This is a genomic window from Shewanella gelidimarina (assembly GCF_023283945.1).
In the GTDB taxonomy this organism is placed as follows: domain Bacteria; phylum Pseudomonadota; class Gammaproteobacteria; order Enterobacterales; family Shewanellaceae; genus Shewanella; species Shewanella gelidimarina.
This window is the reverse complement of the sequence record NZ_JAKIKW010000024.1, coordinates 27,386-44,289: the sequence shown is the minus strand read 5'-3', so window position 1 is coordinate 44,289 and position 16,904 is coordinate 27,386. Positions and strand designations below refer to the sequence as shown.

At 43.3% G+C, this 16,904-nt stretch carries 15 protein-coding genes and 1 other RNA gene; 9 read left to right on the top strand and 7 right to left on the bottom strand.

The annotated features are described in order from the left end of the window. Positions 1–19: 19 nt before the first annotated feature. The 6 genes from L2729_RS17795 to pspF form a co-directional block, all read right to left on the bottom strand. A complete protein-coding gene (locus tag L2729_RS17795) occupies positions 20–805 on the bottom strand; it encodes an ATP-binding cassette domain-containing protein (protein ID WP_248989470.1) in 786 nt (261 codons plus the stop codon). Further along, positions 786–1,793 (bottom strand): peptide ABC transporter ATP-binding protein, encoded by a 1,008-nt coding sequence (locus L2729_RS17790; protein ID WP_248989469.1) that lies wholly within the window; start codon positions 1,791–1,793, stop codon positions 786–788. The genes L2729_RS17795 and L2729_RS17790 overlap by 20 nt, the downstream gene beginning before the upstream one ends. Positions 1,794–1,797: 4 nt before the next feature. After that, positions 1,798–2,688: an ABC transporter permease subunit gene (locus L2729_RS17785; protein WP_101093588.1), complete on the bottom strand. Its 891-nt coding sequence runs from the start codon at positions 2,686–2,688 to the stop codon at positions 1,798–1,800. Beyond that, on the bottom strand, positions 2,675–3,706 hold the full coding sequence (locus tag L2729_RS17780) for an ABC transporter permease (RefSeq protein WP_248989468.1): 1,032 nt from the start codon (positions 3,704–3,706) through the stop codon (positions 2,675–2,677). Before L2729_RS17780 ends, L2729_RS17785 begins: the two co-directional genes overlap by 14 nt. Beyond that, positions 3,706–5,334, bottom strand: a complete 1,629-nt coding sequence (locus tag L2729_RS17775) for an ABC transporter substrate-binding protein (protein ID WP_248989467.1) — start codon at positions 5,332–5,334, stop codon at positions 3,706–3,708. The genes L2729_RS17780 and L2729_RS17775 overlap by 1 nt, the downstream gene beginning before the upstream one ends. 65 nt (positions 5,335–5,399) lie before the next feature. Continuing rightward, on the bottom strand, positions 5,400–6,446 hold the full coding sequence (gene pspF / locus L2729_RS17770) for a phage shock protein operon transcriptional activator (protein WP_248989466.1): 1,047 nt from the start codon (positions 6,444–6,446) through the stop codon (positions 5,400–5,402). 177 nt (positions 6,447–6,623) lie between these two features. Between pspF and pspA the strand changes: the two genes are divergently transcribed. The 6 genes from pspA to L2729_RS17740 all read left to right on the top strand — a co-directional run bounded on the left by pspA (position 6,624) and on the right by L2729_RS17740 (position 12,429). Beyond that, positions 6,624–7,307 (top strand): phage shock protein PspA, encoded by a 684-nt coding sequence (pspA, locus tag L2729_RS17765; protein WP_248989465.1) that lies wholly within the window; start codon positions 6,624–6,626, stop codon positions 7,305–7,307. 20 nt (positions 7,308–7,327) lie between these two features. Continuing rightward, the gene (gene pspB / locus L2729_RS17760) at positions 7,328–7,561 is read left to right on the top strand and encodes an envelope stress response membrane protein PspB (RefSeq protein ID WP_248989464.1); all 234 of its coding nucleotides are present in this window, start codon (positions 7,328–7,330) and stop codon (positions 7,559–7,561) included. 66 nt (positions 7,562–7,627) lie between these two features. Then, the gene (pspC, locus tag L2729_RS17755) at positions 7,628–8,023 is read left to right on the top strand and encodes an envelope stress response membrane protein PspC (RefSeq protein ID WP_248989463.1); all 396 of its coding nucleotides are present in this window, start codon (positions 7,628–7,630) and stop codon (positions 8,021–8,023) included. A 68-nt stretch (positions 8,024–8,091) separates the two neighbouring features. After that, positions 8,092–9,537, top strand: coding sequence for a YcjX family GTP-binding protein (locus tag L2729_RS17750; RefSeq protein ID WP_248989462.1), 1,446 nt, complete (start codon positions 8,092–8,094; stop codon positions 9,535–9,537). A 6-nt stretch (positions 9,538–9,543) separates the two neighbouring features. Beyond that, entirely contained in the window at positions 9,544–10,644 is a 1,101-nt protein-coding gene (locus L2729_RS17745) for a TIGR01620 family protein (RefSeq protein WP_248989461.1), read from the top strand. A gap of 606 nt (positions 10,645–11,250) precedes the next feature. After that, a complete protein-coding gene (locus L2729_RS17740) occupies positions 11,251–12,429 on the top strand; it encodes a trans-sulfuration enzyme family protein (RefSeq protein ID WP_248989460.1) in 1,179 nt (392 codons plus the stop codon). A gap of 104 nt (positions 12,430–12,533) precedes the next feature. On the opposite strand, the gene L2729_RS17735 is transcribed toward L2729_RS17740, so the two are convergent. Further along, positions 12,534–13,928 (bottom strand): SLC13 family permease, encoded by a 1,395-nt coding sequence (locus L2729_RS17735; protein ID WP_248989459.1) that lies wholly within the window; start codon positions 13,926–13,928, stop codon positions 12,534–12,536. Between the two features lie 386 nt (positions 13,929–14,314). Here L2729_RS17735 and L2729_RS17730 point away from each other — a divergent pair, with 386 nt between their 5' ends. The 3 genes from L2729_RS17730 (at position 14,315) to L2729_RS17720 (ending at position 16,679) form a co-directional block, all read left to right on the top strand. Continuing rightward, positions 14,315–14,626 (top strand): ComEA family DNA-binding protein, encoded by a 312-nt coding sequence (locus L2729_RS17730; RefSeq protein WP_248989458.1) that lies wholly within the window; start codon positions 14,315–14,317, stop codon positions 14,624–14,626. A 193-nt stretch (positions 14,627–14,819) separates the two neighbouring features. Then, positions 14,820–14,916: signal recognition particle sRNA small type (gene ffs, locus L2729_RS17725), an RNA gene on the top strand. Between the two features lie 470 nt (positions 14,917–15,386). Further along, positions 15,387–16,679, top strand: coding sequence for a coproporphyrinogen III oxidase family protein (locus tag L2729_RS17720; protein ID WP_248989457.1), 1,293 nt, complete (start codon positions 15,387–15,389; stop codon positions 16,677–16,679). Positions 16,680–16,904 lie beyond the last annotated feature (225 nt).

Genomic DNA, 16,904 nt, shown 5'->3' with positions numbered 1-16,904 from the left:
TGTCAGTGGTTGGAGCAGTTTACTTTTTACGAGTAAACAAACTATGCTCCTGTATTAGTCGTTGGGTGTATTCGTGTTGAGGTGAATTAAACAGCTGCTCAGTGGTTGCTTTCTCAATGAGTTGGCCTTTTTTTAACACCATTATTTTGTCACTAACGTGACGAATAATATTCATATTATGGGACACGAAGATGTAAGACAGCCCCATCTCTTGCTGCAATTCAAGTAACAGATTTAGAATTTGTGCTCGTACCGATAGATCGAGCGCGGTGAGAGCTTCATCTGCAATGATTATTTTAGGGTCAAGCATCAGGGCGCGTGCTACGGCCACGCGCTGCTTTTGGCCTTCGGAGATCATGTGTGGATAGAAGTCTACATGCTCTGACAATAAACCGACCTTTCTTAGCTTATCAACAACTAAGGCTCGTCTTTCTTTTTCTGTCAGGTCAGTGTTGAATTTAAGCGGTTCATCGAGTAGATCGCCAATCGTTAATCTTGGATTTAACGATGTATTCGGATCTTGAAATATCATGCGGATCATACGGCAACGTTGTTTTAAATCATGTTTCTCTAATGACTCACCTTCAAAAAAAATCTCACCGCCACTCCTTATCTCTGCACCCACAAGAATGCGAGCAATCGTGCTCTTGCCTGATCCTGTTTCGCCGACGATCGCGAGTGTTTCACCAGTGTTTAATTCAAATGAAACAGGTGATAACGCTTGATTGTATTGACGTTTGAAACGCTTATAACCAGCATAGTAGCTTTTGCTTAGGTTAGTAACTTTAAGTAGAGGTGTCGTCATTACAAGACTCATTGTGGTATGGGAAGTGACACGCAAAATAGCGATCTTTCTTATGGCATAAACTCGGTTGACTGACGCATTTTTTTTGCGCTTGCGGACAGCGTGGGCCGAGTCGACAGCCAATGGGCAAGTGTTGCAATGCAGGCGCGGAACCAGGCAAGGTTTGCATCATTGACTTATGCGCTAACTCGCCAGAGTAGTCTGGTGCGTTATCGATCAGGGCTTCAGTGTATGGATGAAAGGGGCGCTTGAGCAGTTCTGCCGTCGGGCCCGACTCCATAACTTGACCGCAATAAAGAACGGTCAATTGATCGCACCAGCCTGCCAGCGTATCGAGCTCATGGCTAATCAATAAAATAGAGACGTTCTGCAACTGGTTTAGCTTACTCAGTAATCTAAAAATCTGTGCTTGGGTGCTGAGTTCCATCGAGTCGGTGGGTTCGTCAGCAATGAGCAATCTAGGTTGATTGGCAACCGCCATGGCAATCATGACTTTTTGACATTCACCTTCAGACAGCTCCCACGCATAACTCTCCATGACTTTTTCTGTATTCTTAATGCCGACTTTGTGTAGCCATTTCTCAGCGGTTTTTTTCTTAAACTTGCCACGTTTCCAAAAAGGTAAACTTTTATTGGTGGGCATGGCCTCAATAATTTGGCTACCGACAGATATCGCAGGATCTAGACTACTTGTTGGGTCTTGAAATATCATTGCTATCTCACTCCCCATCAAGTTTCTCCGCTGCTTAGAAGACATCTCCATCAAGTTCTGCCCATCCCACATCATGCGATCGGCAGTGACAGTCCAATTGTGGCCTGGAACACCTAATATGGCTCTTGCCAACAAACTACGTCCAGAGCCAGACTCGCCAACTAAACCGTGCAGTTCGCCAGGGTTGATGGTTAAGCATACTCGTTCAAGCGCCTTGACGCGGCCGCGAGGTGTGTCAAGTTCGATGGTGAGATTTCTAATATCAAGAAGTGGCATATTGTTAGTTTCTTATCGGCGATAGCGCCGACCTTAATCCATCACCGACAAGGTTAATGGCAAGTACGCTGCACAAAATAGCAACACCGGGAATGGTGACAGTCCAGGGTGCTGTCAGTATGTTATCGAGCCCTTGGGACACCATAGCGCCCCATTCAGGACTCGGGGCTTGTGCGCCGAGATTAAGAAACCCTAGCGCTGCAATATCTAAAATGGCTGCTGATATCGCCAGTGTTATTTGAATAATAACGGTTTCCCAGACATTGGGCATAATAACGTACCAAAATATTTGTATCGAATTTGCGCCATCAAGCTTAGCAGCCGTTACATAATCTTTTTGCAACTCTTCATGAACCGCTTGATGGATAGCTCGCACAAATTGTGGCGTTAGCGCTATCCCTACAGCCCAAAATACATTTCCCAATCCTGGCCCCATGACGGCGACAACTAAAATGGCCATCAGTAGTGACGGGATAGACAATAATGCATCAAGCAGGTGGCTCAAAATTGAGGATTTAAGGCCTTTCATCATGCCTGATATCGAGCCGATGACAAAACCGACGCTAAGGGAGGCGGTCACTATCGCCAATGCCATGCCAAATGTTAAGTGTGCCCCATGAAGCAGCCGGCTAAAAATATCTCGGCCTAAATCATCGGTCCCTAAAAAGTGTTCAACGGTACCACTAGCATCCCAAGATGGCGGTAAAAGTAACGCTAAAGGGTCTTGTTGTTCTGGTGAAAATGGTGCAATCCAAGGGCCAAAAATAGCCAAGCCCAATAAGCAAATGACTGCCCATAGACCCATTAATGCAAAAGGGTTATCAGCAAAAGCTTGCCATAGCTTGCGCATAGGCGAGGGGATATCATCTTCCTGATATATGCTAATTCGCGGCATAGATTTCTTTCCTGCTGATTGGATTGAAGGCGTTATGTAATACTTCAATGAAAATACTGAAGAAGATAATAATTAATGCCACGCTTAATACTCCCCCTTGAATCACCGTGTAGTCGCGCTGATATATGCCAGAGACTAACCAACTCCCCACTCCTGGCCAAGAGAAGATGACTTCGACTATCATGGCGTAACTAGCGAATGTTCCCAGCATTAATCCCATATTTTTTAACACAGGAATAAAGGCATTCGGCAGGGCGTGACGTAACACTATGGTCCCTGTGTGTAGTCCACGAGCTTCAGCTGCACGTATGTAAGGCTCATTCATAATATGAAGCATTGCTGAGCGGGTGATTCTAACCACGACCGTGAACGGCAATACTGCCAGTGTGATTGCGGGTAACACAATATGTTGCATCGCATCTAGAAATGCAGATATACGGTATATTGATTGAGATAAAAGGGTGTCTATCAGCATAAAGCCTGTTACGGGCTCAATCTCATAGAGTAAATTTATCCGGCCTGAAATAGGCAGCCAACCCAGCTCAACCCCAAACCAGAGTGATAACGTTAATCCTAGCCAAAATACCGGGATAGAGTAACCGGTTAGCGTTATCGCCATAATCGTGTGCTGGGTAATTTTGTTCTTGCTCAGAGACGCTAAAATCCCCAAAGGCACCCCAAGACACATCGCCAATATACCCGCTACGATAGCCAGCTCGAACGATGCAGGAAGGACTTGAATCAATTCGTCGATAACGGGTTTTTGTGATGTAATCGAAACACCAAGGTTGCCGCTAACTCTTTGCTCTGTATAGGCTAAAAACTGACGAAATTGATTACTGTCGAGCTTGTATTCACTGCGGCCCAACGCGAGTTGCTCTGCTGTTGGAGACGCTATTCCTGTCAACGCATATTGTTGTTCAACGGGGAAATGACTGGTAGCAATGAATAAAACACCGATAAGGACCAGTGATGTGGCGAGGAATAAGTTAAGTCTTCTTAATAAATAACGACCCATTAGTGCATGTCCTCAGGGGCTATTTTCATAGTATTCTCGAATGAAATCCCACCAAAAGGAGTGAGCTGGGTTTGTTTGATGTTTTTTTGCTTGAAGGTGAGCTTAGTTGCATGGGCAAAAGGTAACATCGGTAGCTGTTCATTAAAGAGTTTTTCTGCTTGTTGATAGAGTTTTTTTCGGTCTGACTTAATTGTAGTCGCTTTTGCTTTGGCCAATATTGCGTCCATTTCTGGATTGCACCATTGAGCTCGATTGCTCGAAGAACTTTGTGCATCGCAGCTTAATATGGGAGAAAAAAAGTTATCAGGGTCGCTATTATCGGCATTCCAGCCTATCAGCACAGAATCATAATCCCTGCGATTAAGCTTTTGATTAAATACACTCCAGTCGTAGGTCACTATATTGACACTGACTCCTATATTGGCCAAATCAGCCTGAATCAATTCTGCCGTTTTTAATGCATTAGGGTTATAAATACGTGCAACGGGCATTGCCCATACATCAATATTGAGTTTCTCGATGCCAGCTTCTTTTAGCAACGCTTTGGCTTTTTGTGGGTTGTAATCATAATGACTACGGTTGTATCGATAAGCCCAAGACTGTGGTGGTAACATGCCAGTAGCTTCAATAGCCGTTTCTTGGTATACAGCTCGTAAAATATTTTGTTTATCAACGGCATAGGCGAGTGCTTTTCTCACTCTAACATCGTTAAAGGGGACTTTCTGGGTATTAAATGCCCAAAAGGCGACGTTAAAACCGAGTTGGGTGTCGAGCTCTAAGTGATCATGCTGCTTTATAACGGGAAGCTCACCTGCTTTAGGTAGCGCTGACACATTACAGTCGCCGGTAATCAGCTTGGTTAATCTGGCTGTACTTTTTGGTGTTATGTCAAAAACCAGATGTTCAAATTCGGGAAGTTTGCGCCAAAACTGCTCATTTCGGTGATAACGAATATATTCATTTTTGACATATTTTGTCAGTTTAAAAGGCCCAGTACCAATGGGGGCGCTATCCAATAGCTCCGGATTATGTTGCGCCAGCAGCGTATCGGCATACTCTTTGGACAAAATGACCGAGAAACCCGTCGCGAGATTGGATAGAAAGGAGGCATCGCTGACGTTTAAATGAAACACAATTTCGTCTTCAGCGACTTTTTCAATCTGCCTAATCGTTTGACTTAACCCGATACTTTGAAAGAACGGATAACCGTTTGCTGAAACACTATGGTAAGGGTTTTCGGTATCAATAATGCGGTTAAAAGAGAACAAAACATCGTCTGCATTAAAGTGTCTGGTTGGAGTGAAGTAATCGGTTTGGTGAAACTGGACGCCGCTGCGGAGTTTAAATCGATAAGTCAGGCCATCGTCACTACCTTGCCAAGAGATGGCTAAAGCGGGGACAATAGAGCTTGTCACTGGGTCGTAATCAACGAGCGTGTCGTACAATTGTTGTGAGGTGGCATCAATAGTGGTGCCCGATGTCACTGTTTGTGGGTTAAAGCTTTCAGGATTGCCTTCTGAGCAATAGACTAAGCCTGTGGGGATCTTTTGAGGTCCACAGGCAACAAGTAACAAGCTTATCACCGATAAACAGGTTACAAGACCTATTCGCTTTAGCTGCTGTTTCATTAAGCAATCATTTTATGATCTGAACGTTAATAGGCATTTTAACAGTGCCAAGAGCTTAACAGCAATTATTTATCCAGTAAGTTGTATTTCTTTAAGATCCCGCGAAGTTGATGGTAGCTTAAACCAAGCAGTTCAGCGGTTTTTTTCTGGTTAAACTGTCCCGCTTCTAACGCTTGTTTTAGCAGACTGACTTCATTCTCTTCGCAATGGGTTTTAAAATCTATTGGGAAGTTGATTGCGTCAGTTTTAGCTGGCTCAGCCACAACGCTCGCCACTGGCGTGTCGTTTGTTTGTTGTCTCTCTTTGGTTTTAACTCGTGTTGTTGGACGATAAGGTGATGCAAACGGATCAATAGTGATATGAGTGATTGCAGTCCCTGATTCAGCGTTGCGATAGACGCTACGTTCAACAACGTTCTTGAGCTCTCGAATGTTGCCTGGCCAGCGATACTCCATTAGCTGCTTTACTGCACTGGGGCTAAAGCCTTCAAATAGCTCCAACTTGAGTTGCCTTGCCATTCCGACGGCAAAATATTCTGCAAGCGTCATGATATCGTCTGGGCGATGGCGTAACGGCGGCAGCGTAATAACATCAAATGCTAATCGGTCTAGCAAATCAGGTCTAAATTCCCCCGCCTCAGCTAAAGAGGGCAAATCCTCATTAGCAGCACACACTAAGCGAACATCGGTGTGGACGGTTTTGTTGCCACCGACACGTTCAAATTCGCCGTATTCAATCACTCTTAATAGCTTTTCCTGAATAAGGCCTGAGGTATTGGCCAGTTCATCTAGGAATAATGTACCGCCGTTGGCACGCTCAAATCGACCTTCGTGTTTTTTATTGGCACCGGTAAATGCACCTGCATCATGGCCAAATAGCTCACTCTCTAATAAGTTCTCACTTAATGAGGAGCAATTTAATTTAACAAAGCTTTGATCCCAACGCTTTGATAGGTAATGTAAACGCTCGGCAATTAACTCCTTGCCTGTGCCACGTTCACCAATGATCAGTACAGGCTTAGAGAGAGGGGCTACCTGCGAAATATGTTCAAGGACCTCTAACAATGCATTAGATTGTCCAATAAGATTGTCTTGCTGAAATTGATTGCTCACAGTAAGTTTTAGTCTTTAACGCTAATAATTGGTGAAAATAATAATATGATGCCCTGTTTATAAATGGAAGCAAAAGTTAAGGTTTTGGTTAAGTCATTGTATAATAAGTAAAATGAAAAGTTGGCACGAATACTGGATAGTATTTATCGAAACCAACGTTAATTAGAGGTAAATATTATGGGAATTTTTTCACGCTTTGCAGACATCATAAATTCTAACATCAGCTCATTACTTGATAAGGCTGAAGATCCAGAAAAAATGGTACGTCTGATCATCCAAGAGATGGAAGATACGCTGGTCGAAGTTCGCTCAACATCTGCAAAAGTACTTGCAGAAAAGAAAGAGATTATTCGCCGAGTTGCTAAAGTACAGCAGCAAGTTCAGGACTGGGAAAGTAAAGCTGAACTGGCATTGTCTAAAGATCGTGAAGATCTTGCCAAAGCTGCTTTGATTGAAAAGCAAAAAGCGAATGAACTAGCTGAAAGCTTGGCTGCAGAATTGGTGGTGGTTGAGGAACATATTCTTCGTTTAAAAGAGGAAGTTGGTCAGCTACAAGAAAAGTTAGCTGATGCAAAAGTACGTCAAAAAACTATCATTATGCGTAAGCAAACTGCCTCTTCTCGTCTTGAGGTGAAAAAGCAGCTTGATTCAAGCAAAATTGATAACGCTATGAGTAAGTTCGAGCAATATGAGCGTCGAGTTGAAGGGCTAGAGTCACAAGTTGAAGCTTACGATTTAGGTAAAAAGAGTACCTTAAGTGATGAGTTTGCAGCACTTGAAGCAGAAGATTCTGTCAATGACGAGCTCGAAGCGCTTAAAGCTAAAATGAAAGCTAGCAAGACTAAAGCAAAAGCTAAATAACAACGGATTGGAGGTGTTTTATGAACCCGGACATTTTAATCGCACCAATTATTATTTTCTTAATTATTGTTGCACCAATATGGCTAATACTGCACTACAGAAGTAAGCGTCAGGTAGGCCAAGGATTGACTGAAGAAGAGTTCGGTCAATTAAATGAGCTTATTAGCAAGGCTGACAAGATGTCACAACGAATTGAGACGCTTGAGGCCATCTTGGACAGCGAGGCACCACAATGGAGGGGGCGAGATGAATAAATCATCAGGCTTTTCCAGCGAGGCAAATAATTTCAATTTAATCATAAAGTAAAGGGGGAAGTAGAAATGAGTGAAGGCAAAAGCAGAACTTTATATCGAATTCCTCAAACAGGTAAAATTGCCGGTGTATGTGCAGGGATTGCAGATTACTTTAATTTTGAAACATGGCTAGTCAGAGTGGTTGCCGCCTCAATATTTTTACTTGGCGGCACAGGGATTGTGTTTATTATCTATGTATTACTTTGGATGATATTAGACATCAAACCGGGCACTGACAAAAATAAGCTTAACCACAAGGACATTGAAGTTAAGAAGAAGGTTTGGCAATCCGGTGAGCCCGCTAAGATGGCATTAAGTGATGTAAATACTCAGTTTAGAACGCTAGAGATTAGATTACAGAATTTAGAGCGATACGTAACATCTGACAACTACGATCTTAAAGATCAAATCAATAACCTATAGTTCGAACCAGGGCAGCATATACACGTATACTGCCCTAGAACTCCTTTCAACAGGTTCAATTTCTGTCTATGGCAAGTATCAAACGTTCTTTTCAAAAGTTCGGTAAAAAGACCCAAGCCGTAGCGCTTCGTACTACAGACAAGCATTTACGTCTTGCTGTTACTGGCCTTGCAGGCGCAGGTAAAACGGCATTTATCACCGGTCTGGTTAATCAACTGCTGCATTCTGGTGTCATTGAGGGCAATACACAGCTGCCTCTATGGCAAGTGGCGAGAGATAGCCGCCTTTACGGCGTGAAGCGAGATCTGCAACCTAATTTGACTATCCCGAGTTTTAATTATGAAGGGGCGGTTAATTCCATTCTCACTGAACCGTCATCATGGCCAACATCAACGCGTAATATCAGTGAATTAAGACTTGCTATACGCTATCGTCCAGCGAAGGGCTTATTGTCAAAGTTTACTGATAGCGCCACGCTTTATCTCGATATTGTTGACTACCCCGGCGAGTGGCTACTTGACTTGCCAATGCTCAAACAAAGCTTCCAGCAGTGGTCTGTATCGCAGGTAGCACGTACTTCAGTATTCAAGCATTCAAGTTATTACGCTGAGTTTACTCAAGCGATTAATAGCATTGATCTTGCGGCAACGGCCGATGAAGCAAAGTTGCAGCAAATTACCGATTGCTATCAATTATTGCTGCAAGATTGTGTTGAACAGCATGGATTTTATTATGCCCAACCTGGACGGTTATTGTTACCCGGTGAACTTGCTGGAACACCGGTGCTGGCACTTTTCCCCTTAATCAATGTGACAGACGAGCAGTTCGTGATACTCGATAAAAGTGCTTCAAACAGTTTTTACCATACGTTAAAGCAGCGGTACTCAGAGTATATATCGCGTGTAGTGAAGCCTTTTTACCATGATTATTTTGCCAAATTCGATCGTCAGTTGGTGCTAGTCGACTGTTTTACCCCATTAAACCGTGGGAAAGAGCAGTTTGAAGATATGAAAACCGCGCTTCAGGCTGTGATGGAAAGTTTTCAATTTGGTCAATCCAGTTTATTAAAACGTTTATTTTCGCCAAAAATAGACAAGCTCCTTTTTGCTGCGAGTAAAGTTGACCATGTCACACGTGATCAACAAGGTCATGTTCTTTCTTTGCTAAGCCAACTGGTACATCAAAGTCAGCAGCAGGCTAAGTTCGAAGGCTGTGAGGTCGAGACGATGGCAATCAGTGCCATAAAGTCGACGACTCATGGCATGGTGAAACAAAGTGGCCGTGACATCGAGGTGGTAAAAGGCTTAGACCTTGCAAATCATGAGCCGGTCACCTTATTCCCTGGAGAGGTACCTAAAGCGTTACCCTCTGCAGATTTCTGGCAGGATCAAGGGTTTGATTTTGTCAGCTTTGCCCCCAGAGCCGCGGTTGATAAACAACTCAACAATGCCGATTTTGACCATATTCGCCTCGACCATGTATTGCAGTACTTAGTCGGTGACAAATTAAAGTGATTTCTTATGGCTACTGATAATATTTCAATAAAGAAACAACAACGTTTTGACCATATCGAAGACGATAGAGAAGCAATCATCGCGCCTTCTGCGACATTCTCTGCTGATGACGATTTTGTCGAAATTGAAGCGCTTTCTGAACAGCAATTTGAGACCAAATTGGACGATAAGTTTGACCATGTTGCGACGCTTAAGAGTGACCTTTCGTCAAAACGCTCGGGTAAACGTGCTTGGTTAGGCAAAGCGTGTTTATTGGGTGTGCTATTTATTGCTGTCGTTGAAACCGTGTTGGGTTTATATGATGCTTTTATCCAAAGTTCGTGGTTATTTTCGCTATACGCTTTGGTCGTCACGCTAGTGGTCTCTTGGACGGTAAAAGTAAGTTTTCTGGAATGGCGGAAGCTTAAAATGCTCAAAAATGTCGAAGACACACAGGCGACAGGTATGCGACTGCTCAGCAGTATGCAGATGGGGGAGGCAGACCCATTTATTGACAAGTTGCTAAGCCAGTTACCTAAAAACGTACAAAATGAACGCTACTTGCAACAGGTAAGTGTTGAGCATAATGATGCTGAAAAGTTGACACTGTTCGAAGCGACGGTATTAACCGAGCGAGATATTGTGGCAAAGAAAATCGTCAGACGTTTTGCGCAGGAGTCTGCTTTACTGCTCGCAGCAAGTCCTTTGGCGGTACTTGATATGGCGATTATTCTGTGGCGCAATCAAAGTATGATTAATCAGTTAGCCAAGTGCTACGGGATCGAGCTTGGCTATTGGAGTCGGGTTAAACTGATCCGTGGAATTATCAGTAATATTATTTACGCTGGTACCAGTGAAATAGTCACTGACTTGGGGGCTCAGCTATTGTCTGTTGAGATGTCCGGTAAGGTGTCTGCTCGACTAGGGCAAGGCCTTGGCGGTGGGTTACTGACCGCCAGATTAGGCTATCAAGCCATGGCGTTGTGTCGACCACTTGAGTTTAATCAACAATCGAAACCGACGTTAAAAGGGATCCATAAAGAGCTGTTATTAGATCTAAAGGAACTCACTTCAATGGTACTTACTAAAACGAGTAAAGCTGAAAAGCAGACCGTATCCGGCAAATAAATGACCTTGTGCAACCTATTCGTTTGATGCTTAATGACCTTATCAACTCAGCACGTAACATTTATTTTACAAGCAATATCCTATAAATCTTTTCTAAATATTTTGTAATTACCTTGGACTAGTTCAAGGTAATTGTCTTATACAAATTGCATTAAAAGTTTGACCATTCAGCGGGAATTCAAAGCCCTGTAGGCGAGATGGGGGATTGAAGCTAATAGTTATTCTATATCTAAAGCCCACAACGAAGTCTAAAGGGCTTTGCCATTTGCTTTAAACGTCAGCCGCACTACGTGAGCGCCTCAGATTTTCCACTTCTGCTTTGCAGTGGCTTAAAAGGGAATAACCATTTTTACACCAATGCGCCTTGAATTGAAAAGTCTGAGGCGCTCTGAATTGGTCAAATACTTAATGCAATTGGTATTAACCATATCCCCGCTAAGACTTGTATCTTGAGACCCAATAAAATGGGCTGGTCATGGCGAGCACATCGTTGCCAACTATGTAGTTTCAAATTTGAATTTCTGAATTGGTTGGTCCTATACAGGCGAAAATAACAACTATTATTTTATTGCGTCTGTGTCACAAGCATGAAATAGGGAAAGAGATATGCGAGATAGTTGGCAGTTGGCAACACAAGTTATCCATGCTGGGCGAGAGCCAAATGAATCTGGCGCACTGGTATCACCTTTGTGTCAAAGTGCGACCTTTGTATTTGATAGTGCAGAGCAGGGTGGTGCGAGGTTTGCGGGTGAAGAAGCTGGCTATATTTATACGCGCTTAGGTAATCCTACTACCGCAGAGTTAGAGCGTAAAATTGCAGTGCTTGAAGGCAGTGATTGCGCTGCTGCAACTGCATCGGGTATGGCTGCCGTCTCCGCTGCACTATTAGCTAACCTTCAAATGGGCGATCACCTTGTTGCCTCAAATGCAGTCTATGGCTGTACGTTTGCGCTGATGAATTCGCAGCTGGCAAAGTTCGGTATCGAAGTTACCTTGGTCGATTTTTGTAACCTAGCGGAGATTGAAGCGGCAATTAAACCGAATACCAAGGTTATTTTTTGTGAGACGCCAGTCAACCCTCATCTAGAGGTCTTTGATTTGGACGCTATAGTGCGCATTGCCAAACAGCATCATTTAGTCAGTATTGTCGATAACACCTTTATGACCCCGTTACTGCAGCAACCCATTAAGCACGGTATTGATATTGTGATCCACAGTGCCACCAAATACTTAAATGGTCATGGTGACGTTATCGCCGGTATTGTGTGTGCCAGTAGTGCGCAAATAGAGGTCATTAAGTATGAAGTACTCAAAGATATTGGTGGCGTGATCTCTCCTCATGATGCGTGGCTTATTTTAAGAGGACTTAAAACCCTAGATGTTAGAATTAACCGACATTGTGATAGTGCAGAGGTTGTCGCACAATTTTTGGAAGACCATCCTAAAGTTTCGAAAGTGTATTATCCAGGACTGAAGAGCCATCGTGGTAATGCATTAATAGGCCGTCAGATGAAGCGCGCTGGCGGGGTGATAGCGTTTGAACTGGACGCTGACTTACAAACATCCATTGGCTTTATTAATCAATTGGATCTGTTTTCGATTGCAGTCAGTTTGGGGGATGCAGAGTCGCTTATTCAGCATCCAGCCTCAATGACTCATTCCCCCTATAGCGAAGAGCAGAGAGCCAAAGCCGGCATCACTGACAATTTACTGAGGATCTCAGTAGGCTTAGAAGCGGTAGAAGATATTATAACGGCTTTAGACGAAGGTTTAGCGGCTTTATAATTTAGATTTCTTGGGTAATGTAAAAGCGCTGTGAGTCAATACTTACAGCGCTTTTTGCTTATTTACAATTGAATCTCACCGCCATAGTGGAACGATGTTTAGCGTTAGATATTCCAGAAAGTGTGCGCAATGATATAAAGCGCAAACATACTGATAAAGTTTATGATAACGCCTGCTCGCATCATCTCTGATTGTTTAATATAACCAGAGCCATACACGATGGCATTGGGGGGGGTCGCAACAGGAAGCATAAATGCACAAGAGGCTGCGATACCAATCAGTACAGACAGCATGACCGGTGATAGGCCAAGTGCTTCAGCGATAGCCGCAAACACTGGCACCAATAGCGCAGCGCTGGCAGTATTACTGGCAAACTCGGTTAGCATGACAACAAAGGCAATAACGGCAAAGGTAAACAATGCCATGTGCGTATTACCGAATATATCGGTTACCCAATGGGCAAGGAAAATACTTGTCCCCGTTTCTTTAAGCACTGCACTTAGCGTTAAACCACCGCCAAACAATATCAATACACCCCAATCAGTTGTTGTTTCTATTTTCTTCCACTTCACTAAGCCAAGACCCGCAAGAGTGACGACGGCAGTGAGAGCGACGACAGTATCGAACTGGCCAATTCCCCCAAGAGCTTGTGAAATAGGCTTACTGAAAATCCAGCAGCAGACTGTGGTGATAAAAATTAATAACGTCAATTTACCTTGGAAGGTGAGAGATTGCTTTTCAGTTTTTATCTCACAAATCATAGACAGGTCGGGTTTTAAATATAAGTAAAGACCCACTAACATCAGCGGTAACATAATCGCCACCGTAATAAGCCCGAACTCAAGCCAGTCACTAAATGATAAGCCAACTTGCGCAGCCGCTATCGCATTTGGGGGGCTACCGACCAGTGTACCTATACCACCAATGTTTGCTGAATAGGCGATGCCGAGAAGTAAGAATAAGTAGGTACTTCTGTGTTTTTTGATATCTATTTGATGCAAAATACCCAGTGCTAGCGGTAACATCATTGCAGTGGTGGCGGTGTTACTAATCCACATCGATAGCCCCGCAGTGATCCCAAATAGCATGACACAGGCTACAGATAAGCGTCCTTTTGATGCCGTTAATACCTTCTGGGCTATTAACTTATCAATACCTTGATGATTCAAAGCGGCAGCTAAAACAAAACCACCAAAGAAAAGGTAAATAATGGGGTTGGCAAAATGACTCATCGCAGCTTTGGTTTCAAATACCCCAAAAAGCACAGCGAGGATCGGGATCATAATGGCAGTAATACTGATATGGATAGCTTCTGTCAGCCATAATATCGCCGCGAAGGTCAACAACGCTAGACCTGTATTAACTCCCTGCTCAAAGGGAAGAAAGTTATACATTAGCAGCAGTAATATAATATCAGCGGCCAGTATTAACAGATTCTTTTGCTGTCCGGTTATTTTTCCGCTGATCTTGTCGGGAACTTCAGTAGAGTCTATTGACATTTTAATGTCCATTATTATGGTTGATGACAACACTCTAGATGAGTAACGATTAACTTCAAAATAACTCCGGCTGTAACTCCATGACAGAATCGTACTGCTGTTAAAGTGATGTTGTCCGCGATAGTGGCCATATATTTGATGTTGAACCGCTATAAACGTCTGCTGCTTACGAAATAATCTATCAAAGTTAACCTTATCAAATAGCTTAATGAGTTAATTGAAAGTTTAGTGTCGTGCTCGTTCTGTGATCAAGATCGTGCTGTAGAACTTTAGCGTGAGATGTTGGTCTCCTATTGGCTAATATCGTGGCTGTGATCTACATTTTGCAGGTAGCTAAGGAAAGGGATGAAGGCTACAACCTAAAGGATCACATAAGGAAATAAATCATGTATAAAAAACTATTACCCGCTTTATTGCTATCAAACTTAATGTTTTTGCCAGCTGTTCAGGCGGCAATTGAAAAAGTAGAGCCAGAGAGTGTTACGCAGAGTACTCAAGATCATATTCAAGTTGTGAATATCAATTCCGCTAGCGTTGAGCAGTTATCGTTATTGCGGGGCATTGGCGATTCAAAAGCTAAAGCGATAGTTGATTATCGGAAAACCCATGGAAAATTCGATTCGATTAATCAATTGTCGAATGTAAAGGGCATTGGTGACAAGCTGATTGAACAAAATAAAGCCGTTCTTAGCCTGTAAGTCAGTGTGTTTTGAATTCATGTTGGTAGATAAAGCACAAATAGGCCCTCAAATGAGGGCTTTTGTTTATAGAAACAGCAATTGAACCCATACTCAGGCTTCTAATGCGATAATGACTTGATTGGAATGCATTCATGGTAGATAATGCTGCCGTTCTTGAGAGTATCTGCTCTCAACGAAATCAATGGTGACCCTAGGGTCCCCTCGCAATGATAACTTGTGAACTCGGCCAGACCTGGAAGGGAGCAACCGCAGCAAGTGACTCATGTGCCGAGGTGTGGCTCTGGGGAAACCTCCAAATCTCTAGTACACCAATAACTCAGTTCAGAATAACCTCAGGTGATACACTTGGTGGTACATTCCATGAGCAACACTTAATCTGATTCATCCCCTTATTTGTATCCATCTCTTCATGGCATCCGCTATGCGTGTATAGTCGTACCAGAAGAACAACGAAGTTCATTGATAGACGATAGCCAGAGGTTACTCGCAGTCTCTGTCCATCGATAATCAAAGGGCTGTTGACTTGACATTAAAGGTTATTTTACTGCCTATATGTGACTATTAACAAAGACAAAACAATGTGCGTCAAGCGACAAATATTAATAAATATCAATAGATAATCATCTATATTGTTTCTATACGACAGTTTATCCGCTCCAGTTTGATTACCCTAAACTCTTCTTATCTCTATCAACACCATATAGCCCTCATTATGTTTCATCAAGGCAGTTGGTATTGCTTTTCAAGGTATTCAAAGATGACGTATTCTATTTCAAAGACTCGCCTGTACCTGGCTACCGATAGTCTGGATTGGATGATAAACCGCAGCATTAAGCAATCTCTCTCGCTGCAAGATGCCGTGCCTTTAGCTGCTGGAGTAGACAGCGTTCCCAATAAGCCCGTAGAAACCTTATATATTCATATTCCCTTCTGCCACACTCTGTGTCGTTTTTGCTCATTTCATAAGGTTAAGTTTCAAGAGACTCTCGCCAGAGAGTATTTTAAGGCATTGAGGCAGGAGATACGCGAGGTCATCAGCAGAGGCTACCGCTTTAACCGTGTGTATATCGGTGGCGGGACCACTACGATCCTCGAAGATGAGCTGATCAAGACGATAGAGCTTATCAAGAGCTTGACGACAATCCGTGAAGTCTCTTGTGAAAGTGACCCCATCTATTTCAGTGAAGGAAACCCTAGCCAGTTGAAGGGCTTAGTGGATCGTATGTCGATCGGAGTACAGAGCTTTGATGATGTCATACTCAAAAGCACGGGGAGATTTGAAAAGTTTGGATCAGGTCAGCAGCAGGCTGAATATGTCAGCCGTGCTATCGAATTATTCCCTACTGTGAATGTCGACATGATGTACGGCTTCAAGGTCCAGACTGCAGATTCAGTGCGACAAGACCTGCTACAGACCATGGCGCTGAACCCAGACCAAATCACCACGTATCCTTTGACTATTGGGATCGGAAAGAACCGCAAAAAAGCAGGATGTTTGGCAGGAGACCCTCATGAACTGTGGCCTCAGTTTTTGGCGGTGAAGCAAACACTGGCACAGCGATATGAGATGGATTTCCCCTGGACTTTCAGTCGTAATTTTGGGCAGCCAGTTAAAAACAAATATGTACTCGACGGCGAAGATTGCCTGGGCGTCGGCTCTGGAGCGTTTGGTCGTTTCGGCGAACAATTTCGTATTTCAAGCTTCGATATTGCAGATTACATCCGCTTAATGAACCAAACGCGATCCGGGACTTGTTATACTAAACCGCTAGAAAGTAAAGCGGTGATGCAGCACCACTTAATGATTATGATGGGACACGGACATTTAGATAATCAAGTGTTTAAGGCTCATACCGGGCGTTCTCTATGGCAGGCTTTTCCGCTGGAAATGAGTTTTTTACTGGCATCGGGAGCGGTTGTAAAACAGGGAGATGATTATCACACTACTGAACAAGGGCAATTTATCGCCCTGAAGATGTTTGTTGGTTTCCTTAGTGGCATGGATCACCTCAGAGAGCAGGCGAGGGAGCTGCCATTAACCAGCATTTAGTCGTTAATGACTACAAAACATAAGATAAACGCAGGGGCGTTTATTTGAAGTTAGCCTAATACTAAAATAGTTCGACATCAAAGGCCTCACAACGATGTAAGGTCTTTTATGTTTCTGCTAGAGCGTGTGTTCAGAGTCTAAAGTATGACCGACAGGGTTAAGCGTCAGGTCTAAAAATAGATGAAAGTCGCTACACTAAATGATTCACAATCAGTAGTTGATCAC

Coding starts and splice junctions, on each gene's coding strand:
- L2729_RS17795 (WP_248989470.1), bottom strand. CDS start 805: ATGACGACACCTCTACTTAAAGTTACTAACCTAAGCAAAAGCTACTAT.
- L2729_RS17790 (WP_248989469.1), bottom strand. CDS start 1,793: ATGCCACTTCTTGATATTAGAAATCTCACCATCGAACTTGACACACCT.
- L2729_RS17785 (WP_101093588.1), bottom strand. CDS start 2,688: ATGCCGCGAATTAGCATATATCAGGAAGATGATATCCCCTCGCCTATG.
- L2729_RS17780 (WP_248989468.1), bottom strand. CDS start 3,706: ATGGGTCGTTATTTATTAAGAAGACTTAACTTATTCCTCGCCACATCA.
- L2729_RS17775 (WP_248989467.1), bottom strand. CDS start 5,334: ATGAAACAGCAGCTAAAGCGAATAGGTCTTGTAACCTGTTTATCGGTG.
- pspA (WP_248989465.1), top strand. CDS start 6,624: ATGGGAATTTTTTCACGCTTTGCAGACATCATAAATTCTAACATCAGC.
- pspB (WP_248989464.1), top strand. CDS start 7,328: ATGAACCCGGACATTTTAATCGCACCAATTATTATTTTCTTAATTATT.
- pspC (WP_248989463.1), top strand. CDS start 7,628: ATGAGTGAAGGCAAAAGCAGAACTTTATATCGAATTCCTCAAACAGGT.
- L2729_RS17750 (WP_248989462.1), top strand. CDS start 8,092: ATGGCAAGTATCAAACGTTCTTTTCAAAAGTTCGGTAAAAAGACCCAA.
- L2729_RS17745 (WP_248989461.1), top strand. CDS start 9,544: ATGGCTACTGATAATATTTCAATAAAGAAACAACAACGTTTTGACCAT.
- L2729_RS17740 (WP_248989460.1), top strand. CDS start 11,251: ATGCGAGATAGTTGGCAGTTGGCAACACAAGTTATCCATGCTGGGCGA.
- L2729_RS17735 (WP_248989459.1), bottom strand. CDS start 13,928: ATGTCAATAGACTCTACTGAAGTTCCCGACAAGATCAGCGGAAAAATA.
- L2729_RS17730 (WP_248989458.1), top strand. CDS start 14,315: ATGTATAAAAAACTATTACCCGCTTTATTGCTATCAAACTTAATGTTT.
- L2729_RS17720 (WP_248989457.1), top strand. CDS start 15,387: ATGACGTATTCTATTTCAAAGACTCGCCTGTACCTGGCTACCGATAGT.